The following is a 26,206-nucleotide window of genomic DNA, read 5'->3' as shown; positions in this document are numbered from 1 at the left end:
TAATATCACAAGAATTAGAAAGTCAGAAACTATAATATCAAATAATAAAAGAATATAAATAGTAAAAGAGCATAAATAATAAAAGAGCATAAATCATAATGTCATAAGATAAAAATATCAAATAAACTAATACCCTTTAGAAAGAGGAAAAAATATATGATACAATTTTTAACAGCGTTGCATACAGATGTCGGAATTATAAAAGAGACGAATCAGGATAGTCTATGTATAAAATCAGCTAAAACAGATATAGGTAATATTCTTCTTGCAGTTGTCTGTGATGGAATGGGAGGGCTTAAAAAGGGCGAGCTTGCCAGTGCAACAGTAATAAGAAGATTCAGTTATTGGTTTGACAACGAGTTACCACTTATAATACATGATATTACAATGGATAGAATCAGGAATTCATTCAGTGCAATGATAGACGAACTTAATAACAGAATAATTGAATATGGAGAGAATAATGGTATAAGTCTTGGAACGACATTAACAGCGATATTTTTTACAGAAGAAGAATATATAGTTGCACATGTTGGAGATTCAAGAGCATATATTATTGATGAAGATACGATTAGAATGATCACCGAAGATCAGACTGTTGTAGGAAGAGAAGTCAGACGTGGATTACTTACTGCAGAACAAGCTAAGACAGATCCAAGAAGAAATATTCTCTTGCAATGTATTGGAGCTACAAGACATGTTGAGCCGGATTATACGACAGGAACATTAACAGGAGAAGTATTATATATGGTATGTTCAGATGGATTTAGACATACTATAAGACCAGAAGAATTGCATGGAGAACTTAAGCCTGGTGTATGTAATGATGAAGATATAATGAGACAAAAAGCGATAGAGCTTGTAGAACTCAATAAAGCGAGAAAAGAGAGAGATAACATAAGCGTTATTCTTATAAGACCGGTGATGGAGGATAAGTGATGCAGCAAAATGGAAAAATTATAGATGGAAAATATGAGATACTTACGAAGATAGGGCAGGGTGGAATGTCAACTGTATATCTTGCAATGGACAAGAGACTTAATAAACAGTGGGCGATAAAAGAGATTAGAAAAGAAAAGCATAATAGCAATAATGCGATAGTAGTGAAAAGTATTTTAGCAGAAGCACAGCTTATGAAAAAATTAGATCATGCAGCACTTCCAAGAATTGTAGATATTATTGAAGATAATGAAGCGATATATGTAGTTATGGACTATATTGAGGGAGAGACGCTTAGTAAGATTCTTAGAGAATATGGACCACAACCGGAAGAAACTGTAATAGAATGGGCAAAACAATTATGTGAAGTACTTGATTATCTGCATACCAGACAGCCGGCAGTAATATATAGAGATATGAAGCCATCTAATGTTATGCTAAAACCGGATGGTAAGATAAAAGTTATTGATTTTGGTATAGCACGAGAATATAAAGAAAATAATAATTCAGATACAGTAAGTCTTGGGACAAGAGGATATGCGGCACCTGAGCAATTTGGAGGTAAAGGTCAGACAGATGCAAGAACAGATGTATATTGTCTGGGAGTTACATTATATCATCTTGTGACAGGAAAAAGTCCATGTGAAGAACCTTATGAGATATATCCGATACGAAGATGGAATCCTGCTCTTTCTGGTGGGTTAGAGAAGATAATTATAAAATGTACAAGGCCAGATCCTAATGACAGATATCAGTCATGTGCACAGATGTTATATGATCTTAACCATTACAAAGAGATTGATGATGAATATACCAGACGACAGAAACAAAAACTTGCAGCATTTGTTACAACTACAGCTATATCAATCATGGGACTTACAACAGGTATTGCAAGTAGTATATATGCCGATAGTGCCAATAATGCTAATTATGATGTAATAGTAGAACATGCACAAAAAGAAAATAATGCAGATAAGAAAAAAGAATATCTCTATCAGGCAATAGATATTAAGCCATCGGATATAAAAGCCTATGAAGAACTTATAGAAGTCTATAAGAGTGATTATATATATTCACTTTCAGAAGAACAAGAATTCATCTCAGTAGTAAATGAACATAATTCCGAATTAAAACAGAATAAAGACTATCTAAAACTTTCATTCCAAATAGGAAAGTTATATTGGTATTACTATGATTATGCATCTTCAGATGGTGATAATGCAGATAATCAGACAGTAAGGATGAAAGCTGCGACAGGGTGGTTTAGAGAAGCATCAGGTAATAATTCAGATTCGAAAAATATATCCTATATAAAAAATCAAAAAGAATTAAATATGGCACAGATATATGCAGACATAGGACAGTTCTATACAGATATAGATAAAGCGGTTATAGAAGGCTGTGATTATGGAATGTATGCGGCTTTATTTGAGAGATTAGAGCAGATGGTTGATATGGCAGAAAAAGACAATGAAACAGAGATAGTATGTCTTGAAGTATATCGCCTTGTAATGAATTCTATTAATGCAAGAGCAGGTAAATTCTGTACAGATAAAGTGCCAAAAGAACGTGTAATAGAATTGTGTAATAATGTAAGCGAACTTACCAAAACAACAGATACGTCAGCACAACTGACAAAAGAGATGAAAGAGTCAATTATAGAGAAGATAGATGATACTATAGAATCAGTAGAACTTGCATATATGGAAAATGAAGAAAAAACAGAATATGTTGAAAATCAATGATGGCAATATGACAGAATATATTAAAAAATAATGATGAGTAATAAAACAGAATATGTTGAAAATCAATGATAGCAATATAACAGAATATGTGGAGAATTAATAATGAATAATACAACAGTATCGGTATTAAGAGACATATCAATAGGTGGATATACGATAGCAGGAATCTTTATGATTATGTCAATAATATTATTTTTTAAATGTCAGATACCTGTAATTATAGGAGAGATGACAGGAAGTACTAAGAAGAAACAGATTAAGCAGATGAGAGAAAAGAATAACTTTGTTAAAAAAGAAGATTCATATCAAAATCTAAAAAAGAATCATGAGAATAATAATATATCAACAATTATTCTTACAGACATAAAACAGGATATTGAACAAGATACAGTATTTTTACAAGATGATTATCATGTTGATGCCAAAGATGAAGAAGCAACAATGGTTCTTAAAGACAATATGGATAGTTTTGTTATGTTAAAGAATATCGTGATTATACATACAGGAGAGATTATAGAGTATTAATAAGGGTTATATATTAGAAATGAGGATAACAGATGAGAAAAAACAATAGTTATGAAATGTATAAGAAAATAAAAAAAACTATGGCAGTTGTGCTATGTGCTGCCATTACAGTTACAACGCTGCCACAGAATATGATTATTATTAAAGCAGATGAGATATCAGATACAATAGATAATAATGATAACGAATGGCAGAGTGAAGAATATACTAACGAACAGGAAGATATATCAGAAGCAAGTAGTGAAGATATCAAAGAGAATACAGATGAAGATATAGTAAAAGATAATGAGCAGACAGATGAGGATATATCAGACAGTGATGTTACAGATGAAGAAGAGATAACAACTGATACAGATATTGAATCAACGCAGGAAGAAACAGAAGATGATATAATAGAAGAAACTATAGAAGAGACTAAAGAAAGCGATATTAAGATAGAAAAGACAATTAATTTTAGTATAAAAAGAGGATTTACAGATGAGAATGGTAAGTTTAGTTCATGGGATTCAAAAGAAGATAGACTAGATGGAGCTGTGATTGAACTTACAGGAGAAGATGGAGATAAGACAGAATTAATTACACATGCCGGAAAAGCAGATATTAAGATTATGTGTAATAAAGATGAAGAAAAAGTATATACATACAGAATATATAAGATTGGATATACAATCGAAGAAGGAATAATACGTCTTAGTGGAGTTGAAGATGAAACAGTTGAGATAATGTTATATCCGGTTGAGACAAAGACAGTAAAAGTTGTTGTAGATGGAGTTGATGAGACAGATCTTATGAAGATAAGACTTGAATCACAGGCACTTAATACAACAGACGTACAGGCAGACAATCTTATATATAATGAAGAAACAGGCAGATATTATGCAGAATTCACATCAGTATATCAGAGCGGTAATTATAGAATTAAGATAGATTCTGATAAATATACAGATATGGTTATCGACAATATATATTATGACAGAATAACAGCAGATGAAGATACAACATGTGTAGTTGCAGTGACAAGAGAAAAATACCATCTTATGTATATGCCTGATGGAGAAGATGTTCATGAATGTATAAATCTTAATGCAGTTAAGAATGATACAACAGGAGAATATGAATATGCATCTGTAGAGTATGGAGATAGAATTGAGATTAGACACATTACAGGTAAACAGATAAGTAGATTAGTAATAGGCGATACTGACTATGCCAGAAAGATTAAGACAGATGAAGATGGCAGCCAGTATATATACTTTGTACCGGCAAGAGAAAGCGAGAACAGATTATATATTGATATTCAGATGCAGGAGCTAAAAGCAGAACAGATTATAATACAATCCAATGCAGATGCGATAATTCCGGCACCGGGAGTTGTATATATGTTTAGAGCTGATATTGCACCACAGGATGCAAGCAGTGAGGCATTTGAATGGAATGTCACAAGTGATGATAGATATGCAGAATACAGATATGAGATATCGGAAGATAAGAAGACACTTATGCTTACACTTGATAAGATTGAATATGGTAAAAAGGTATATGTGAGTATATATGATAATTATTCAGGCTGTAAGAATACAGGAATATATAGAACGCAGAAGAATAGTGTAGATGCTGATGAATATCTTATGATTAGCGGAACGAGATATAATGAAGAATCAGAATGGTATACAAGTGATGTTATTGTAAAAAGCATATCAGACAATAAACAGTTTTCTTTTATGTATCCAAATGGACAATATACACCGATAATGTCAGAATACGTGGAAACTGTAGGTGGTAAAAGAGTCTGCTATATATACAATAAAAGAGGATTTTTTGATATAACTAATTTTTTCAAATTCAATCCGGTAGCAGGCGAAGATATAATAGATATTAAGATAGATAAGATGGCACCGGTATTTAAAGAGATGCAAGAGGAGATTAAGTTTCCATCTAAAGTAACTTTTGGAATATATGATTATGGTACGATTGCTTATGCAGGAACAGATAGAGAATACTATACAGAAGGTTCTGGTATAGTAAGTGTTACTTATGCAAAATGTGATGAAGATGGTAATATCACAGAAGATGAGAGAGAAGCTGAATATAATAATAATGCAGCTACAATAGATATACCTTATGAGAATTATAACGGAATGTATATTATAAAAGCTGCTGATGCGACAGGTCATATAGCAACAACAATGCTAAAAGTGAATACAGATATCACAGCACCTGAGATAGTGGCAATGGTTAATGGAGAAGAAACAGAGAGAGTATACTATAATAATGATACAAGTTTTGTTGCAGACATATCAGATAATCAGGACATTGTGCAGGCTGAGATAACTGTTATAAAAGATAATTCAGATAGAACAACAGAGAATATTAATATTGATGGGAATAAAGCTCATTATGAATATATATTTGTTCAGGATGGGGAATATAATATAACAGTTACAGCTATAGATTCACATGGTAATGATACAGTATATAATAAGACGATAGTTGTAGATAAGACTAATCCACAGGTTAAGCTTAACTATAACAGCCAAGGAAGAGAAAGTGACGGAATAATATTTTTTGACAGTGGTGTTGATATAAGACTTGCGATACATGAGAAAAATTATAATAGTGAAGACACAGTTGTATATGTAAATGACAAGGAGTATGAGAGTCATGTTGATACATACGCAGATGAACATGTGATGCTTCTTCATTTTGCACATGCAGGTGAGTACAAAGTAGAAGTGCGTAGTGTGGATATGGCAGGTAATATGTCGGTAGGAGAGACACAGGCACATTTTATAATTGATCTCGAAGGGCCACAGATTACAGTGGAATATGACAATAACGAATGTAGTAATGAACGATATTTTAAGGAAGAGAGACAGGCAACAGTTACGATAAAAGAAGATAATCTTGACTTGTCAACAGTTGAAGTTAATATATCAGAAGCAAATGGTGAGAAAGCTGATATATCAGAATGGAGACACAATGGTTCTATTCATACAGCTTATATCAGATTCAAAAAAGATGGAGATTATACACTTAATATAAGATGTAGTGATAAAGCCGGACATGAGAATGATGAGCCGGTAAGTTACTCAAAAGCACCATGGCAATTCGTTATAGATACTACTAATCCGGTTGTAACAGTTGAGTATAGTAAGGATGGTTATATTAAGCAAAAAGATGGAATAGATTACTATAATATGCCTGCAACAGCACTGATTACTGTAAAAGAGAAGAACTTTGATGAAGATGCAGTTAAGATAACAATTACATCAAAAGATGCTTATGGTGCTGAACTTGCAATGCCATCAATTGGCAGATTTGAGAAAGACGGAGATGTATACAGAGCTAGTATTATCTATGATACAGAGAGTAATTATACATTTGATATTGAATGTAGTGACAAAGCCGGACTTAAGAATAAAGAGAACAATACTAAAAAACTTACTTTTGATAAGACATCTCCGTCAGGAGTAATAAGTGCAGGACAGTTTGGTTCATTTGCCGGATATGAAGAGATGATAGATTATGGAATGTGGACAAGAGATAATGTTGATATTAAGATTGCATGTAGTGATAATATATCAGGAATCTTATATATAAAATATATAAAAACAGAAAAAGAGATGACACTTGATGAACTTAAAGCTAAGAAAGATACTGAATGGAAAGAATATTCGGAATTCACAGTAGACAAGGATGAGAGATTCATAATATATGCAAAGTCAGAAGATAAAGCAGGCAATATATACTATTTTAATACTAATGGTATCATCATTGATAAAGAAAGACCAGTAGTTGAAAGATTAGCACCGGCAATATCAATGAAAGAACCGGCAAAAGGAATATATAATACAGATATTGAGATGGATATTGCTATAACAGATAAGAAAGTCAATAATTCATATTCAGGAATTAATTATGTTGCATACAAAGTTATAAAAGACGATGCGATTATTACACAAAGCGAAGTTCTATATCAGAATACTAATAAAAAACCAAAAGAAAAAGATCTGAAACAAAAATTCAGTCAGGCAATAATAGTTGATTCAGAACTTAACAATAGTAACAATATAAGAGTAGAAGTTACAGCAGCAGATAATTCAGGTAATGTAATAACAGAGATAAAAGAGTTAAAGATTGATATTACACAGCCTGTAATTAACGTAGAATATGATAATAATAATGTGATTAATGACAGATATTATAACGCAAAAAGAATATCTACAATAACAGTATATGAACGTAATTTTGATGAAAGCGACGTGAATATTGACATAACATCCTCATCAGGGAAAAAACCATATATGAGTGACTGGATTACATATACTGATATACAGAATCCGGATAATACAAGACATATAATGACTATTGAATATAATGATAATTCAGATTATACATTTGGTATATCATATACAGATATGGCAGGTAATGCAGCAAAAGAGACTAATTATAATGGCAGTACAGCTCCTAACGATTTCACAATAGATCTCACAGATCCGGAGATTATGATAACATTTGATAACAACAATTATGTTAATGGTAATTATTATAAAGCAGGAAGAACAGCAGTAATAACGATACTTGAACATAATTTTAATGAAAAAGATGTTGATATGCGAATTACAGCTAATGGAACAATACTTAACAATGTAAACTTTGTAAATGATGGTGACAGACATATAGCAACTGTAAGATTTGACAAAGATGGCTATTACGAGATAGAAGCAGGATATACAGATATGGCAGGAAGAACTGCTATAAGGACAGATAAGCATGATTTCTACATAGATATGACATCACCAGAACTTAGAATAGATGGAATAACAGATAGAGTAGCATATAATACTGAAGTTGTAGCACCGGTTATTACTACATCAGATAATAACTATGATTCTACAATAATAGTACTTACAGATAAGAGTGGAAAAGTAATATCTTTTGCAGGTAATACTGTGAAGAACAATGGAGATAATATATATACATTTGATAACATTGTAGAAGATGGAATATACATTCTTAATGTATCAGTAAGTGATAAAGCAGGTAATAAGACAGAGAAAAATATTGAATTTTCAGTGAACAGACATGGTTCAACCTACAAATTTGACACTAATACAGAGCGTATCAGAAAAAAATATATCAAAGAAGAAACAGATATTGTTATCCATGAGATTAATGTTACAGAGCTTGACAATGACAGTATAAGAGTAAAACTTGTAAGAGATGGAAGTGTAAGGACACTAGAAGAGGGTAAAGATTATAATATCAATAAAGCAGTTACAGGTGATGGCTGGCATGAATATACATATACAATATATAAGAATAACTTCGTGGCAGAAGGCGCATATACTGTAATCGTTCATTCAAAAGACGGAGCTGAGAATGTATCAGAGAATAATCTTTCTAGTAAAGGTGCAGATGTAACATTTGCAGTTGATAAATCACAGCCTGTATGTATTGTATCAGGTCTTAAAGATAATGCAGTATATAAGAGCAGAAAACAGAATGTACTTCTCACAGTCTCAGATAACTTTAGAATAGCAGGTATATATGTATATGTGAATGGTGAATTATATAAACATGCAGATGAGAATGAGAATGTAGATATGCTTAATGAGATCTATGAGAATGGTAAACTTGATTTTGAGATTAGCGATATGGCAAAAAGACAGGATGTTGAAGTTGTTCTTGTAGATATGGCAGGTAATGAGCAAAGAGTAGCAGTTAATAATGTACTTGTATCAACAAGTGCATGGGTAAGATTTGTCAATAACAGACAATTATTCATCGGAACGACAGTTGCATTATCAGCAGCAGTACTTATTGCTATATGTCTTTTTGTAAAAAGCAGAAAAAGACGCAATAAGCAGGAATTATAATATCAAAAAGATATAAAGAATACTTACATAGTATTTAATGGGATATAAAAAGATACAAATAACAGTATCATAAATATCTTGAAATAATATAAAAATACAAAATAACCAAAATCTGGTTATTGACACAATTAATAGAATAAACTATAATTTGAAATTGAGATGCAGTTTCAAATTACAAAAAACGGAATGAAACGCTATCGGCTTTTGTTCCGTTTTTTTATGTCTGGTATAAATTTATGACGAAATCTAGTAGTCCCACTAAGGGATACTAACAGATAAAAGCCATAAGACTTAATGAAAGGAAGAATGACGCATGAATGGTCAGGGAAAATATAAGACTAAACAGAGAGATCTGATACTTGGATATATAGAGCGTAACAAAGATAAACATCTTACAGCAGATGGCATAGCAGATTATATGAAGAATCAGGAGAAGCCTGTTAGCCGTTCAACAGTATATAGATACCTTGATGTATTGGTTAATGAAGGGCATGTAAGAAAATATGTTATAGAAGAAGGCAAATGCTGTTGCTATCAATATATAAGTAAAGAGAATACCTGCTCGAATCATTATCATTTTAAGTGCAGCAGATGTATGAAGTTATTTCATATGGATTGTGAGATGCTTGATAAGATATATGCACATGTTAAGGAAGAGCATGGATTTACAGTTGATAATAGCAAGACTGTATTCTATGGAATATGTAGAGATTGTCAAAAGGAACTAGAAGACAAAGATAGATAATAAGAAGATTAATTATTGAAGCAGATGCAGAAGAATGGAACGAATGCGATAGACAAAGATAGATAATAGTAAGATTAATACCTTATGCAAAGATAATAAAATGGGCAGGCAGGTAGATAATAGAAAGGCAATAAATGGTGATATAAATGTTTAAGAAAAAAGAAATTATCAAAAAAATAGTAAGTATACTAATGTGTACAACTCTTGTAATTGCGATGGCAGGATGTAATAAGACAGAAGAAAGAGATTCTGCAAAAGTACAGATTGTAGCAACTCTTTTTCCACAGTATGATTTTGCAAAACAGATAGGTGGAGATAAAGTTCAAGTGACAATGCTTCTCTCTCCGGGAATGGAGAGCCATTCGTATGATCCTACACCAGCTGATATAGTTAATATCAATAAGTCGGATCTGTTTATCTATACAGGTAAATATATGGAGACATGGGCAGATACTATAATTGACAGTATAGATACTAAGACAGTACATGTACTAGATGTATCACAAGGCATAGAGCTTGAAAAAGAAGAAGACGAACATGAACATGAGGATATTCATGTCGAGGATGAACATTCAGAGGATGAGCATACAGAAGATGAACATACAGAGGAAGAACATAGTGATAGTGAGCATAATGATGAAAAAGATAGTCATAACAGTGAAGGACACAGCCATGAATATGATCCTCATATCTGGACAAGCCCTGTAAAAGCGATGCAGATGGTTAATAATATACTAGAGGCGTTAAAAGAAGTAGATCCTGATAATGCAGATTATTATACAGAGAATGCTAATAACTATATTGAGCAGCTTACTGAGCTTGATACAGAGTTTAGAGATGTTGTTAAGAATGCGAATAGAACAGATATATATTTTGGTGGAAGATTTGCAATGCATTATTTTGCTGAAGAATATGGTCTTACATGCATATCAGCATATGATTCATGCTCATCAGAGACAGAACCAAGTGCAGGTATGGTAGCAGCCATTATAGACAGTATGGAACACACAGGAGCTAAAGTTATATACCATGAAGAACTTGTAGATCCGCAGGTTGCCGAGACAATAGCAGATACTGTTAATGGAAAAACACTCTTATTACATTCATGTCATAATGTATCAAAAGATGATTTTGAAAAAGGTGTAACTTACCTTGATCTTATGAAACAGAATGTTATTAATTTGGAAGAAGGATTGAGATAATGTCAATTTTAAAATGTGAGAACTTATCAGTTGCCTATGAGAATATGGTAGTATTTGAAAATGTTAATTTTGAGATAGAAGAAGGCGATTATGTATGCGTTGTCGGAGAGAATGGTTCAGGCAAATCAACACTTATGAAGAGCATCTTGGGACTTATACCTATTAGAAGTGGCAAAGTAGAATTTCTAAATGGATTATCCAAAAATGAGATAGGATACCTTCCACAACAGACAGTTATCCAGAAAGATTTTCCTGCATCAGTATACGAAGTCGTTATATCGGGGTGTATTAACAGAATGGGACTTAGACCATTTTATACATCTAAGGAGAAAAAGAGAGCAGCAGAAGTTATGGAACGACTTGAGATAACTTCTATTAAGAACAAATCATATAGAGATCTGTCAGGAGGTCAGCAGCAAAGAGTACTTCTAGCGAGAGCACTTTGTGCCACAGATAAGATATTAGTGCTTGATGAGCCTATAACAGGACTTGATCCAATTATGACAGATGAGATGTATAAAATTATCAAAGAGATTAATAAGAAGAATAAGATTACAGTAGTAATGGTATCACATGATATAGAGAGTGCTGTTAATGAGGCAGATAAGATACTTCATATAGAAAAAGGAGTTAAGTTCTTTGGAACAACACAAGATTATATAAATAGTGATATTGGTAAAGTGTTTGTAAGCAGAGAAAGGAACGTGAGATAAGATGTCAACAATAATAGAGATTTTTTCATATCCATTCATGGTAAGAGCGATAATTGTAGGTTCTCTTGTATCACTCTGTGCAGCACTTCTTGGAGTAAGCCTTGTATTAAAGAGATATTCTATGATAGGTGATGGATTGTCACATGTAGGATTTGGAGCATTATCAGTTGCAGCAGCAATGAATGTTGCACCACTTAAGATAGCGATTCCGGTAGTTATAATAGCAGCGTTCTTTTTACTTAGAATAAGTTCTAATAGTAAGATACAGGGAGATGCAGCGATTGCACTTATATCAAGCAGTTCAATAGCTGCCGGTGTAATAGTTACATCAATGACAAGTGGTCTGAATGCAGATGTATACAGTTATATGTTTGGTAGTATACTTGCTATGGGAAAAAGCGATGTATTTATGAGTATAGTACTATCTGTTATAGTATTGCTTATATATGTACTTTTTTATAATAAGATATTCTCAATTACATTTGATCAGAACTTTTCTAAAGCAACAGGAATCAAAACTGATTTTTATAATACACTTATATCAATCCTTACAGCAGTTACAATAGTAGTTGGTATGAGAATAATGGGAACTATGCTGATATCAAGTCTTGTTATATTCCCTACACTTACTTCCATGAGACTATTTAAGAGCTTTAAGTCAGTGGTTATATCATCGGCGATAATATCGATTATATGTTTTACAATAGGAATAATAGTATCATATATTATGAACTTTCCAGCAGGAGCAAGTATAGTTGCAGTTAATCTTGTAGCATTTATTGTATTTGTTATTATAGGGAAGATAAGAGGGTAGATAAGCTAATTATCTACCCTCTGTTGTTTTTATATTTTGCACATAGTCTGCAAGCATAAGATCTACAATTCGTCCATAGCTTAATACACCATCATATTGGTTGTTGGCTTTAAGATAACTGTCATTAACACTTGATGCAACAGCTTTAACCGGTGTCTTATATGCATTCCAAAAACTTGAATCATCTGAATAATCAAGTCTTGTAAGTGGAGATATCTCAGATACCAGGTTAGTATATTCTTCCGAAGATATATAAGGAAGTATAGCTGATAGTGCATAAGACAGGGCATTAGCATATCCACTGTATTGAAATTCAATACAGCTACTCTCTCTACAGGCAAGATAAGCTATGAAGTTAGCTTCATCTTCTCGCATAAATCCACGAAGATGAGATAATTCGTGACATATTGTAAAAGGTATATTAAGATCAGGCATCATATTATTATAATTAGCTTCAATAGTATACGGTGCATAGATTCCTGTTATAAAGCTGTAAGTCATAAACTTTGAACTGATTACAGGCTTTGCATCCGGATAGAAGCCTGATAGAACAGGATATACCATACCAAGTCGTTCAAGTGCAGTCTTAGCTTCGTAAGTATAATCTGTATTATTAAGTGAGAATACAGCATTATCATCTCTATATACATTGGTGGCAGTCTCATTAACATTGTCAATGAGATATTCACAGAATTCCAACAATACATCTGAATCGTATGTAGTAACATTCAGATCCGAATAATGTGAGAATGGAAAACGGTGATAATTAATACCACATGTAGTTGTGAATCCAAACAGGAGGATAACGCTCATGACGAGAATGTATCTGATAAAAAGAGCCAGATAATAACATGAACCAGAAGGCATCTTCTTAATCAGATAACGTATAAATTGTACTAACATATAGATAAATCTTAATATAGTAACTGCAATAAGCATATATAGAAGAATCTCAGCGACAGAAAAAGGAAAGACAGACATTGTTCCACCAATTACATATACAAGATTAGGGTATATATAATTAGAATACCAATTGGCAAATAGAATATTGTGTCTTGCAGCGATGTTAAGCATCAGACTGCATATAAGCATAAGGGAGAAAAAAATTACAAAAAATGGATTAAGCAGTATACGTCTAAAAGGTTTCTCCGGAATAACCTTCACATATTTCTTGTTTCGTAACAAAATAGCACCTCATTTCAAAAAATTAATCTAAACAGTGTATAAACTGAATAATATAAAGCATCAGAATGTCATAAAATATGTATGTCGCACAAAATAGAAAATAATATGACATTTTATTAAAATTATACACTTTATAGCTTTAATATACAATCCTAAATAATTTTTTTTTGGAAAACAGGGGGTAAATTGTGTCAAAAGCCATACTTTTAATATGAAAATTTAAGATGAATAATATACAATTACATATCTACACACTGAATATTCAAATTGTTAGACAATTCAAGAAAAAGTCGTTATTTACAAATTGAAAATAGTGGTGTATATTGTTTTTAACATTTGTTCGACTAATCCTTTCAAGTGGTAAAGCGAATGATTTGGATAAAAAGTACGAAAGTAGAAAGGAAAATGTAGTATGGAAAAAAATAGTGCTGTTAAGGGCCTGTATAGTCCGTCATTTGAACATGATAACTGTGGTATTGGTGCTGTTGTTAATATCAAAGGCATTAAGACACATCAGACAGTAAGCAATGCATTAAAGATTGTTGAAAACTTAGAGCACAGAGCCGGTAAGGATGCAGAAGGTAAGACCGGTGATGGTGTTGGTATCATGCTTCAGATATCTCATAAGTTTTTTACAAAAGTCTGTAAGGAGCTTAACATAGCAATCGGAGGAGAAAGAGAATACGGTATTGGTATGTTTTTCTTTCCGCAGGATGAACTTAAGAGAAATCAGGCTAAGAAGATGTTTGAGATTATAGTTGAGAAAGAGGGTCTTGAATTCCTTGGATGGAGAGAAGTTCCAACTAATGCAACTGTACTTGGACATAAAGCAGTTGAATGTATGCCACATATTATGCAAGGTTTTGTTAAAAAGCCAAAAGATATAGAAAAAGGACTTGATTTTGACAGAAAACTGTATGTTGCAAGAAGAGTATTTGAACAGAGTAATGATGATACTTATGTAGTATCACTTTCAAGCAGAACTATTGTATACAAAGGTATGTTCCTTGTAGGTCAGTTAAGACAGTTCTTTGATGATCTTCGAGCAGAAGAATATGAATCAGCAATAGCAATCGTTCATTCAAGATTCAGTACTAATACTAACCCAAGCTGGCAGAGAGCTCATCCAAACAGATTTATTGTACATAATGGTGAGATTAATACAATAAGAGGTAATGCAGATAGAATGCTTGCCAGAGAAGAGAAGCTTTCTTCTAGATATTTAGAGAGCGATATGCATAAGATTGTACCAGTTGTTAATCAGGAAGGCTCAGACTCAGCTATGCTTGATAATACACTTGAATTCCTTGTAATGAATGGTATGCCTTTACCACTTGCAGTAATGATTACAATTCCTGAACCATGGAGCAATGATGCAAGTATGAGTCAGGATAAAAAAGATTTCTATCAGTATTATGCAACAATGATGGAGCCATGGGATGGACCAGCATCAATTATATTCTGTGATGGTGACAAGATGGGAGCAATCCTTGACCGTAACGGATTAAGACCATCAAGATATTATATAACAGATGATGATTATCTCGTTCTCTCATCAGAAGTTGGTGTTCTTGAAGTTGACCAGACTAAGATTATTAAAAAAGAGAGATTAAGACCTGGTAAGATGCTTCTTGTAGATACTGAAGAAGGAAGACTTATAAGCGATGAAGAACTTAAAGAGACATATGCTAAGAGACGTCCATATGGTGAATGGCTTGATAATAATCTTGTTAATCTTAAGGATCTAAAGATTCCTAATAAAAAAGTACCTGAATATTCAAGAGAAGAAAGAGCGAAGATATTAAGAGCTTTTGGATATACATACGAAGATTATAAGACAAGTATTCTTCCAATGGCACAAAATGGTGCAGAAGCTACAGCAGCTATGGGTGTTGATACACCACTTGCAGTATTATCAGATAAGCATCAGCCATTATTTAACTACTTTAAACAGTTATTCGCACAGGTTACTAACCCACCTATCGATGCGATAAGAGAAGAAGTAGTAACATCTACATCAGTATATCTTGGCGAAGATGGCAATCTTCTTGAAGATTCAGCTGAGAATTGCAGAATACTTAAGATTAATAATCCTATCTTAACTAATACAGATCTTCTTAAGATTAAGAATATGAAAGTTGAAGGGCTTAAAGTAGTAGTTATTCCTATTACATATTATAAGAATACATCACTTGAAAAAGCTATTGATCATCTGTTTGTTGAGACTGATAGAGCATATAGAGATGGAGCTAACATTCTTATCTTATCAGATAGAGGAATTGATGAGAATCATGTAGCTATACCATCATTACTTGCAGTATCAGCACTTCAGCAGCATCTTGTTGTAACTAAGAAGAGAACAAGTGTAGCGATGATTCTTGAAAGTGGTGAACCAAGAGAAGTACATCACTTTGCAACATTATTAGGATATGGTGCATGTGCTATTAATCCATATCTTGCACAGGAGACAATTAAACAGCTTATAGATGATAATATGCTTGATAAAGACTACTATGCAGCAGTAGATGCATATAATGATGCAATACTTCATGGTATAGTTAAGATTGCATCTAAGATGGGTATCTCAACTATTCAGTCATATCAGGGTTCTAAGATATTTGAAGCAATTGGTATTGATTCAGATGTTATTAATAAATATTTTACTAATACAGTAAGCAGAATTGAAGGTATCAGCCTTGATGACATATCAAGAGATATCAATGAACGACATGCAAAAGCATTCGATCCACTTGGACTTGAATTCAATCAGTCACTTGAATCAGCAGGAAGCCATAAGTCAAGAAGTGGTAAAGAAGATCATTTGTACAATCCAAAAACAATACATCTTCTTCAGGAAGCAACATGGACAGATAATTATAGTAAGTTTAAAGAATATACATCAGCAATTGATGATGAGAGCATAGGAACAATAAGAAGTCTTATGGACTTTAATTATCCTAAAAAAGGTGTTCCGATTGAAGAAGTTGAAAGCGTTGATTCAATTGTAAAAAGATTTAAGACAGGTGCTATGTCATATGGTTCAATCTCACAGGAAGCACACGAGACACTTGCTATTGCAATGAATAGATTACATGGTAAATCAAACAGTGGTGAAGGTGGAGAGAGTCTTGAGAGACTTACAATTGGACCGGATGGACTTAACAAATGTTCAGCAATCAAGCAGGTTGCATCAGGACGTTTTGGTGTTACAAGTAAATATCTTGTAAGTGCAAAAGAGATTCAGATTAAGATGGCACAGGGAGCAAAACCGGGTGAAGGTGGAAATCTTCCAGCTGCAAAGGTATATCCTTGGGTAGCTAAGACAAGACATTCAACGCCAGGTGTAGGTCTTATATCACCACCACCTCATCATGATATATATTCAATCGAAGATCTTGCACAGTTAATATATGACCTTAAGAATGCTAATAAGAATGCTAGAATATCTGTAAAACTTGTATCAGAAGCAGGTGTAGGAACAGTTGCAGCCGGTGTTGCAAAAGCAGGTGCACAGGTAATTCTTGTATCAGGTTATGATGGAGGAACAGGTGCAGCACCTAGAAACTCAATTCATAATGCCGGACTTCCATGGGAACTTGGTGTAGCTGAGACACATCAGACACTTATTATGAATGACCTTCGTAATAAAGTAATAATCGAGACAGATGGTAAGTTAATGACAGGTAGAGATGTAGCAATAGCAGCTATGCTTGGTGCAGAAGAATTTGGTTTTGCAACAGCACCACTTGTAACACTTGGATGTGTAATGATGAGAGTATGTAACCTTGATACTTGTCCTGTTGGTGTTGCAACACAGAATCCTGAACTTAGAAAACGTTTTAAAGGTAAACCTGAATATGTAATGAACTTTATGAAGTTTATCGCAGAAGAATTAAGAGAATACATGGCAAAACTTGGTGTGAAATCAGTTGATGAACTTGTAGGACGTACAGATCTCTTAAAACAGAGAGATGACATTCATAAAGGTAATGCAGATAAAGTAAGTCTTCAGAGAATACTTAATAATCCATTTGCAAAACCAGGTCAGAAGTTTGAATATAATAAGAAGAATGTATATGACTTCCAGCTTGAAAAGACAATGGATGAGAGAGTTATCTTAAAGAAATTAAAGACTGCATTAGAATCAGGACAGAAGAGAAGTCTTGAGATAGATGTAACTAACACAGACAGAACACTTGGAACAATATTCGGTGCTGAGATAACAAGAGAATATGGTGATACACTTGCACAAGATACATTCACAATCAAATGTAATGGTGCAGGTGGACAGAGCTTTGGTGCATTCATACCTAAGGGACTTACACTAGAACTTGTAGGTGATAGCAATGACTATTTTGGAAAAGGACTCTCAGGTGGTAAGCTTATCGTATATCCACCAAGAGGAATTAAGTTCAAACAGGATGAGAATATAATTATCGGTAACGTTGCATTATATGGAGCAACAAGTGGTGAAGCCTATATTAATGGTGTTGCAGGCGAGAGATTCTGCGTAAGAAACTCAGGAGCAACAGCAGTTGTAGAAGGTGTTGGTGACCATGGCTGTGAATATATGACAGGTGGACGAGTTGTAGTTCTTGGTAAGACTGGTAAGAACTTTGCAGCAGGTATGAGCGGCGGTATTGCGTATGTACTTGATGAAGATTCAGATCTGTATAAAAAACTTAATAAAGACATGGTTTCTTCAGAAGCTTTGACTTCTAAATATGATGTATTAGAGCTTAAAGAGATAATCCAGCAGCATGTAGCATATACTAACTCAGAAAAAGGTAAAGAGATTCTTGATAACTTTGGAGATTATCTTCCAAAATTCAAGAAGATTATGCCACATGATTACAAACGTATGTTGAATGCGATTGTTCAGATGGAAGAAAAAGGTCTAAGCAGTGAGCAGGCGCAGATAGAAGCATTCTACGCTAATACAAGAAAGTAGGAGGAAAAGAATTATGGGAAAGCCAACTGGATTTTTAGAATATAATCGTGAGACAAGTAAAGCAGTTTCACCAAAAGAAAGAATTAAAAATTTTAATGAATTCCATACTCCTCTTTCAAGAGAAAAACAGCAGTGCCAGGGTGCACGCTGTATGGACTGTGGAGTTCCATTCTGCCAGTCAGGAATGATATTAAATGGGATGGCATCAGGCTGTCCACTTAATAATCTCATTCCTGAATGGAATGACCTTGTATATACAGGTAACTGGGAGCAGGCATATAACAGACTTAAAAAGACTAATAATTTTCCGGAATTTACATGTCGTGTATGTCCTTCACCATGTGAAGCTGCATGTACATGTGGACTTAATGGAGACCCTGTATCTATCAAAGAGAATGAGATGGGAATTATAGAATATGCGTATGAAAATGGACTTGCAAAAGCTAATCCACCTAAAGTACGTACAGGTAAGAAAGTAGCTATTATAGGTTCAGGCCCATCAGGACTTGCAGCAGCAGATCAGTTAAATAGAAGAGGTCATGATGTAACAGTATTCGAGAGAAGTGACAGACCGGGCGGATTATTAATGTATGGTATTCCTAATATGAAGCTTGAGAAACGTTTCATCGAGAGAAAGATCAACATAATGAAAGAAGAAGGAGTAAAATTCGAACTTTCAGCTAATGTTGGTGAGAATGTAAAAGCATCAAAGATATTAAAAGAGTTTGACAGTGTTGTACTTGCATGTGGAGCATCTAATCCAAGAGATATCAATGCACCAGGACGTGATGCAAAAGGAATATATTTTGCTGTAGATTTCTTATCACAGACAACAAAAAGTCTTCTTGATTCTAACCTTGCTGATGGTAAATATGTAAGTGCCAAAGGTAAGAAAGTAATCATTATCGGTGGCGGTGATACAGGTAATGACTGTGTTGGAACATCAATAAGACATGGCTGTGCATCTGTTACACAGCTTGAGATGATGCCAAAGCCACCAGTTGAGAGAACTGCCAATAATCAATGGCCAGAGTGGCCAAGAATTCTTAAGACTGATTATGGTCAGGAAGAAGCAATAGCAGTATTTGGCAAAGATCCAAGAGTATATCAGACAACAGTTAAGGAATTCATCAAGGATAAGAGTGGTAATCTTACAAAAGTAAAACTTGTAAAACTTGAGAGTAAAAAAGATGAGAAAACAGGAAGAATGATTATGGCTGAAGTTGAGGGAAGTGAATATACAGTCGAAGCAGACCTTGTATTTATAGCAGCAGGATTCCTGGGCTCACAAAAATATGTCACAGATGCATTTGGTGTAAAACTCAACGAGAGAACTAACGTACTTACAGAGCCAGGCAAATATAATACTAATATTAACAAAGTATTTACAGCAGGTGATATGCACAGAGGACAGTCACTCGTAGTATGGGCTATAAGAGAAGGTAGAGAAGTAGCCAAAGCAGTTGATACATTCCTTATGGGATATACTAATCTGTAGAGATGAATTAAAAAAAGTACAGTATAGAGTAAAGAGTGCAATAAATGTATATTCATATATAAAATCCTTTCGTTTGTCATAGGCGGAAACCCACTACATTTAGGAGGTGGGTAGTTGACAGTGCGAATTAGATTATGGTGAATCAAAATATATTGGCTATATGATGATAGCGTACTATAAATAATATATTTCAGACAACACATTACAGATAATATATAATATGCGATAGTATGATATTAGACTGATATCTGTTGTAATAAAACAGTATCGATAATATTATAAAGTATGAAAAATAAAGACAGGATACGATTTAGTAGCTGCATAATATGCGAAGCTATAACTAAATCATATCCTGTTTTTTGATTAAGACTATTTGAATTAAGATTAATTGAATCAAGGCTAATGAATCAAGATTAATTAGCTCAAGACTAATTGGAACAAGATTAATTGTATTAAGATTAATTAGTTTAAGATTAGTTATAAAAAGCTAGTTGTATAAAACTAATTAGCAATTGAATGTCAATAAGAGGTTAATAACTAAATATTTACAAGGTTGCTTGCAAGTAATAATCAAGCTGTTCATATATCTCAAATCCAAGTTTGAGATACAAGTGACAAGCAGCAGGATTCTTAGAACTTACTTGTAATATTATGCTATATGAAGAATCATATTGAACCTGAATAAAATGTATTATATGACACAAAAGCTTATATCCATATCCTTGATTACGGTAATCTTCATATATAAGAACGTCACATATATTAATAAGATTGCCATCAATAACAATATGAGCCTCTCCGACATCTGAGAGTTTATCAGATATATAGAAGACATATTCGGAGTGTTTTACAACTTCATGCTGACATATACTGATATTGCGGATATTTTTGTTAAGACGTATTTTTTTCTTAATATGCATGATATATTCACTGTGGGAATAAGAAGCATTAACTGATGCAAGAATATGCTTTGCGGCAGGTGAATTATCACATATAGAGTAGTAGAATGGCATGTTGTACATATCAGAAGCTTTTTTTAGAAGTGTATGAAAATATCCATGGTTAAAATGTTCAGGGTGTGTATAACCTGTGATCTCAACGCCGTCATCAAATGGAGCAAATATAGCAAGATATGATACAAGAATATCATTGTCATACATAAGTAAAAAAGCGTCATAGTCATTGGATTGATTATCAATGTAGGCATTATATGAACTTTTAAAAAAAAGATTGTTATAGTGCTTAAGAGATAGTATATCAAGGTATTCTTTTGGTTCTAATTGTTTTCTTATAATAATATTCATAAAAAATCCTTTCCGTTGTCATATATGCGTACTAAAAAATGTTAGTGTAACGATTTTAAATCAATTACTTATATTAGTATTGTACTTTTATGAATGGGTTGTCAATATAAAAATGAAGAAAACATCAAAGCATATGTAAAAATTACGGATTTATATAAAAAGTAGGAATAATTATATTTTGAATGAATATAAATATAATGTTTACTAATAACATAGAACATAAATATTGGATGAGATGAGGTAATAAGAATGGACAACACAGATAATGTAGTTAGTAATGATACAGGTTTTTTGTTAAAAGTAGTACAGGGTGCATTGATAGGTCTTGGTGGTGTGCTTCCAGGAATATCAGGAGGTGTATTATGCGTTATATTTGGAATATATGGAGAGATTATGGAACTGCTTGCAGATCCGATTCATAGATGGAAGACGCATATAAAGAGTCTGTTTCCGATTATCATTGGTATAGGAGCGGGTTTTGTTGGAATAGCAGGGCTATTGTCGATGTTGCTTGAGAGATATGAGGCACAGTCAATATGTCTTTTTGTGGGACTTATAGGCGGGATGTTTCCGTCACTTTGGAGAGAAGCCGGAAGAGAAGGAAGGACAGGAGCATCATATATAGCGACAGGTATGTCTACACTGATAGTGTCGGCAATTCTCATAATAGCAGGAATATTTGCTGTCAGGATTGTACCTGATACCGGATGGTATGTGTTCTGTGGATTTTGTCTGGCACTTAGTGTCATAGCACCAGGAATGAGTTTTTCAACCTTGCTTATGCCACTAGGATTATATGAACCATTTATCGCTGGAATAAGCCATATTAATCTTACAGTGCTTATACCCGCAGGGATTGGTGCACTTGCGACTATGATATTGTTGTCAAAAGCTGTAGATATGCTTTTCAAAAAACATTACAATATCGCTTTTCATATAATAATAGGAATTGTAGCCGGAGCAACTATAATGATAATACCGGCAGATGATTTTCTTGCTTCACCAATGAATTTTATTGTAGATACATTATGTACGTTGCTAGGCGTAATGGCGGCATTGCTCTTAGATAAGTTTAATAGTAAGTATCAAGATTGATTAAGATAATGTAAGTAGTAATGAATGTAGTGATATATGCCTGCAATTATAATATGGAAGGGCTACAACGGTAAGTGAGAATAATAAGCGAAAATAATGAGAGAGCAGCTACAAAAAGAATAAGGGAGAATAGCAAGAGAAAGCCGCAAAAGAATAAAGGAGAATAGCAAGAGAAAGTCGCAAAAGAATAAAGGCGAATAGTGAGAGAAAGTTATAAAAAGAATAAAGAATAATACAAGAGAAAGTCGCAAAAAGAATAAAAACAAAACAATAGAGCAAATGACACACAGATATAAAATACGCAGTAAAAATAAAAAATGGTTGACATAATAAAAAAAGTATTATAAAATATTACTTGTGTTCGCAAGAACATAAGTAATGCGCGAGTGGCTCAGCGGTGGAGCACCTCCTTGCCAAGGAGGGGGTCGCGGGTTCGATTCCCGTCTCGCGCTTTTCTTTTGCTTTTATGTTAAAAAGTGCCAGTCCTTATAGACTACGAACTATAAGACTGGCACTTTTTGCGTATCTGAATAATTTAGCTATATTAAAGTTGTAACACCTTGTTCGAATAATATAGTATAATATTATTCGAATAAGGCGAATGTTATTATATCAGTAATGATTGTTAATGTTGATGAATAAAATGATAACGTTGTCTGTTGTGTGAAAGGAGTATCTTGAATGATAAATATATATACAGATAAAAAAGAATCAAAAGATTGGATACTGCAAAACGATTTGTATTTCAATTTGAACACAAGTAATGAAGAAATGTCTCAAAATGAAATAAAACTTATTCAGCAGGTAGATGAGGCAAAGTTGACATCGGATAAGCATATTGAAACAAAATATGGATTAGGTACAATCCGTAATTTGTCATCTGGTTGCAAGACATTACTTAATATTGTAAAGCACCCTGATAAGGTGGTGAATGTAGAAGAATGTGGTCCGAATGTGCTTAAAATCATTTTTACTATGGATAATATAAAGATTTATATGTCTAGACCAACACTTTTTGATATTCCGGATGATGTACAAATCAGATTTAATGATTCTGATATAGTTATTGGTGGCAGAGGTTATAATGCCTGGTGGAGTAAGGAGTATGAAAGGAGAGAAGTAGATGATTTATAAAAATATTAGATTCAAAACAGCTCCATTTTCATATGATTTAGTGTTTGATGACAGAATAACTCTTGTTGGTGGAGATAGTGGTACCGGTAAAACTGTGCTTTATGAAATGTTAGAAGATTTAAGATTAACTGATGAATACAAGGCCATAAAACTGTTTAATTACAAATCAGATAATTTCTCAGAATCGATTGAACAGTGTAGAGATAGTTTTATTGTGGTGGATAATGCAGATTCTCTGATTAATGATGAGGTCAGACGTTTTATTAATTTTGAGTTGTCAAATCAATATATGCTTTTTTTGCGAAATTGCGATGGTCTTAATGTTTCTGATAAGAGCTTTAAAGTGTTGGAGTTTGATAATAATAAAATAACACTAGAAGAGGAGCTGTGATATGAAATATTTGTGGACAGAAGATACCGGTGCAGGACTTCACTTTTGGAAATTAGTTAACCAGCTTTTCTTTAATAATGCACTTGTAGTCGAAAGTAAAGAAAACAATCAGAACTTATTGGATGCGTTATTAGATATAGATATGAAAGAGGACGATGAGTATTATATTGCATTTGATTATGTGGTTGATAATCAGGATATTCGTAACAAATATCGTATGTTGAAAACGATGGAAAATAAGGCAGAAGGAAAAGTTATAATTCTGGATATGATTTGTTTTGAATATCTAATTCTTGCTTTTGATAAGCTGGTGGAATGGACAGGTACTGGAAAGACAGATAAAATCAAGATTCGTGAAGAAGTTTTATCAGTAATTGAGGATCATAGAATTAACTTATCAAAGATTGAGGATGAGAAGACATTACAGTATTTGGCAGGTTTTAAAAGATACTCTACAGAACGAGTGATGAAATCGTTGGTGGGTGAATTTACACAAAATGAAAAATGGTCTATTAAGGGTTCGCTTATGGGCGAGTGCTGGTATAAAGATTGTTGCGTGTCGGAATATATGGAGAGTCTTAGGTGTGGTAAGCCTGAGGTTGAAGGTGGAAATGAGAAGATAGCACATGTAAAAATATGTGATTATAGAAATCAAAAATTGTCGCGTATATGATAAAAAAACACCGAGATTGATACAATTTAATTATTCCTCCGCTGTTTTGCCGCTTGAAGGGTAAGTTGGCGTTTGAGGGGTAAGTTGTGGAAGTCGGGGCGTCCCAGCTGTTTTTGTCAGTAAAAAAGTTTATACTTCGTCGGTATAATAGGTGGAGAAAGCGAAGGGCCACGTCCAGTTGCCGGATACCGTCCGGTTCATCTGCGAGGCCAACGACTATGACGCAGAAAAGATCGGGCAGCACATTCTTGAAATCCTCCCGAAGCTCTGTCACAATGACGGCAAAAAAATCTTCTGAAAAATTTTCTAAAAAGGTATTGACCTTACAGTTTACTGCAATGATATAACGGGTTCAGAAAGGAGGTAAATGATATGACAATTAAGGAATTCGCCCGTCTCTGCGATTGTAATCCTCAGACACTTCGTTATTATGATCATGTAGATCTACTGAAACCGGTTAAGGTGGATCAATGGTCCGGATACCGTTATTACGATGAGGATCAAGCTCTTGCATTTGTGAGGATCAAAAATCTTCAAAAAGCTGGTTTTACCATCGATGAGATAAAGGGACTCCTTGATAAGGATAATCATGTGATCTACAAAGCCTTCGATGCAAAAATCGCTGAAGAGGAGAAAAGATTGCAAGAAATCAAAGCTATCCAAAAGTCATATCAGACCGAAATGGATCAAATTCAAGAAAAGATCAACGAAGCAAAAAAGAAAATCACTCAGGCAATGTATGAATATGACCCGACAGAGGAATTTGGAATCAGTAGTGACGAGTATGCCAGTATTATTGGTAACGTGAACAGGCACTTTGATAACATTGTTGTTTCTGACATAAACCAGTTCGATTTTGAAGCGTTCCATCACGGAGAAGGTGTAGCAGAAGAACAAGAGTATCTTAATTTTCTTCACAATCCTGAATACGAGGTGGTTTTTGAAAAACATGGCTGGTCAAATGTCAAGGATTTTATTGATGAGTTCATTAACCTTGAGGACGGCGCAGAATATGCTCTATACATTCGTGTGAACGAAGAGAAAGCACCTCGTAATATTGCTTTTGCCAATATTATCCTCGGAGTATTACTTGCGAGAAATCCTGAGAAGAAAAAGAGCCTTGCATGTGATATTGAAAAATCCGAGGATGGTCAAAACCACTTTTGGGTCTTAAAACGCAAAAAATAAATGATTAATAGTAGCGCATAAACAATTTAAAAAGAAGAGAAAATGGTTTATTAAAAAGGTTCTAAACTTTACTTGGGGGTAGAGTTTAGAACCTTTCATTTTTATAAAAAAAGATAGGCATAAACAATCCCATAAGTTATAATTAAATCACCACAAAATAATCAACAAAGGAGAATGCTTATGCCTAATACTAATTTTATATCAAATCTTCTAGAAATTAAAGAC

The 26,206-nt window shown here is 33.6% G+C and carries 17 protein-coding genes and 1 tRNA gene; 16 read left to right on the top strand and 2 right to left on the bottom strand.

Annotated elements, in window-relative coordinates:
* Positions 1 to 156: 156 nt before the first annotated feature.
* From KQI85_RS01170 to KQI85_RS01135, 8 genes are all read left to right on the top strand, one after another.
* The gene (locus KQI85_RS01170; RefSeq protein WP_216574221.1) at positions 157 to 939 is read left to right on the top strand and encodes a PP2C family serine/threonine-protein phosphatase; all 783 of its coding nucleotides are present in this window, start codon (positions 157 to 159) and stop codon (positions 937 to 939) included.
* Entirely contained in the window at positions 939 to 2,684 is a 1,746-nt protein-coding gene (locus tag KQI85_RS01165) for a serine/threonine-protein kinase (RefSeq protein WP_216574220.1), read from the top strand. Before KQI85_RS01170 ends, KQI85_RS01165 begins: the two co-directional genes overlap by 1 nt.
* A 102-nt stretch (positions 2,685 to 2,786) precedes the next feature.
* Positions 2,787 to 3,209: a hypothetical protein gene (locus KQI85_RS01160; RefSeq protein WP_216574219.1), complete on the top strand. Its 423-nt coding sequence runs from the start codon at positions 2,787 to 2,789 to the stop codon at positions 3,207 to 3,209.
* Between the two features lie 32 nt (positions 3,210 to 3,241).
* Positions 3,242 to 9,088 carry an Ig-like domain-containing protein gene (locus KQI85_RS01155; RefSeq protein ID WP_216574218.1) on the top strand — a complete coding sequence of 1,949 codons (5,847 nt, stop codon included), beginning with the start codon at positions 3,242 to 3,244 and terminating at the stop codon, positions 9,086 to 9,088.
* Positions 9,089 to 9,401: 313 nt separating this feature from the next.
* Entirely contained in the window at positions 9,402 to 9,833 is a 432-nt protein-coding gene (locus tag KQI85_RS01150; protein WP_216574217.1) for a Fur family transcriptional regulator, read from the top strand.
* 146 nt (positions 9,834 to 9,979) lie between these two features.
* Positions 9,980 to 11,035: a metal ABC transporter substrate-binding protein gene (locus KQI85_RS01145; RefSeq protein WP_216574216.1), complete on the top strand. Its 1,056-nt coding sequence runs from the start codon at positions 9,980 to 9,982 to the stop codon at positions 11,033 to 11,035.
* Positions 11,035 to 11,748 carry a metal ABC transporter ATP-binding protein gene (locus KQI85_RS01140; protein WP_216574215.1) on the top strand — a complete coding sequence of 238 codons (714 nt, stop codon included), beginning with the start codon at positions 11,035 to 11,037 and terminating at the stop codon, positions 11,746 to 11,748. Before KQI85_RS01145 ends, KQI85_RS01140 begins: the two co-directional genes overlap by 1 nt.
* 1 nt (position 11,749) lies before the next feature.
* Positions 11,750 to 12,562 carry a metal ABC transporter permease gene (locus tag KQI85_RS01135; RefSeq protein WP_216574214.1) on the top strand — a complete coding sequence of 271 codons (813 nt, stop codon included), beginning with the start codon at positions 11,750 to 11,752 and terminating at the stop codon, positions 12,560 to 12,562.
* 9 nt (positions 12,563 to 12,571) lie between these two features.
* Here KQI85_RS01135 and KQI85_RS01130 read toward each other — a convergent pair whose 3' ends face one another.
* Positions 12,572 to 13,747, bottom strand: a complete 1,176-nt coding sequence (locus KQI85_RS01130; RefSeq protein ID WP_216574213.1) for a DUF3810 domain-containing protein — start codon at positions 13,745 to 13,747, stop codon at positions 12,572 to 12,574.
* 412 nt (positions 13,748 to 14,159) lie between these two features.
* On the opposite strand from KQI85_RS01130, the gene gltB reads away from it, so the two are divergent.
* Entirely contained in the window at positions 14,160 to 18,698 is a 4,539-nt protein-coding gene (gltB, locus tag KQI85_RS01125) for a glutamate synthase large subunit (protein ID WP_216574212.1), read from the top strand.
* Positions 18,699 to 18,711: 13 nt separating this feature from the next.
* The gene (locus KQI85_RS01120; RefSeq protein ID WP_216574211.1) at positions 18,712 to 20,196 is read left to right on the top strand and encodes a glutamate synthase subunit beta; all 1,485 of its coding nucleotides are present in this window, start codon (positions 18,712 to 18,714) and stop codon (positions 20,194 to 20,196) included.
* Positions 20,197 to 20,741: 545 nt separating this feature from the next.
* On the opposite strand, the gene KQI85_RS01115 is transcribed toward KQI85_RS01120, so the two are convergent.
* Positions 20,742 to 21,500 carry an N-acetyltransferase gene (locus KQI85_RS01115; protein ID WP_216574210.1) on the bottom strand — a complete coding sequence of 253 codons (759 nt, stop codon included), beginning with the start codon at positions 21,498 to 21,500 and terminating at the stop codon, positions 20,742 to 20,744.
* 249 nt (positions 21,501 to 21,749) lie between these two features.
* On the opposite strand from KQI85_RS01115, the gene KQI85_RS01110 reads away from it, so the two are divergent.
* From KQI85_RS01110 to KQI85_RS01085, 6 genes are all read left to right on the top strand, one after another.
* Positions 21,750 to 22,595 (top strand): DUF368 domain-containing protein, encoded by an 846-nt coding sequence (locus KQI85_RS01110; protein WP_216574209.1) that lies wholly within the window; start codon positions 21,750 to 21,752, stop codon positions 22,593 to 22,595.
* 380 nt (positions 22,596 to 22,975) lie between these two features.
* Positions 22,976 to 23,047, top strand: a tRNA-Gly gene (locus KQI85_RS01105).
* 229 nt (positions 23,048 to 23,276) lie between these two features.
* Positions 23,277 to 23,729 carry a DUF4869 domain-containing protein gene (locus tag KQI85_RS01100; RefSeq protein ID WP_216574208.1) on the top strand — a complete coding sequence of 151 codons (453 nt, stop codon included), beginning with the start codon at positions 23,277 to 23,279 and terminating at the stop codon, positions 23,727 to 23,729.
* Positions 23,719 to 24,120 (top strand): ATPase, encoded by a 402-nt coding sequence (locus tag KQI85_RS01095; RefSeq protein ID WP_216574207.1) that lies wholly within the window; start codon positions 23,719 to 23,721, stop codon positions 24,118 to 24,120. Before KQI85_RS01100 ends, KQI85_RS01095 begins: the two co-directional genes overlap by 11 nt.
* 1 nt (position 24,121) lies before the next feature.
* On the top strand, positions 24,122 to 24,793 hold the full coding sequence (locus tag KQI85_RS01090; RefSeq protein WP_216574206.1) for a hypothetical protein: 672 nt from the start codon (positions 24,122 to 24,124) through the stop codon (positions 24,791 to 24,793).
* A gap of 372 nt (positions 24,794 to 25,165) precedes the next feature.
* Positions 25,166 to 25,981, top strand: a complete 816-nt coding sequence (locus KQI85_RS01085; protein WP_216574205.1) for a MerR family transcriptional regulator — start codon at positions 25,166 to 25,168, stop codon at positions 25,979 to 25,981.
* Positions 25,982 to 26,206: the final 225 nt, after the last annotated feature.

The organism is Falcatimonas sp. MSJ-15 (genome assembly GCF_018918265.1).
GTDB lineage: Bacteria > Bacillota > Clostridia > Lachnospirales > Lachnospiraceae > Falcatimonas.
The sequence above is the reverse complement of the archived record's forward strand: the minus strand, read 5'-3'. Positions and strand labels throughout refer to the sequence as shown.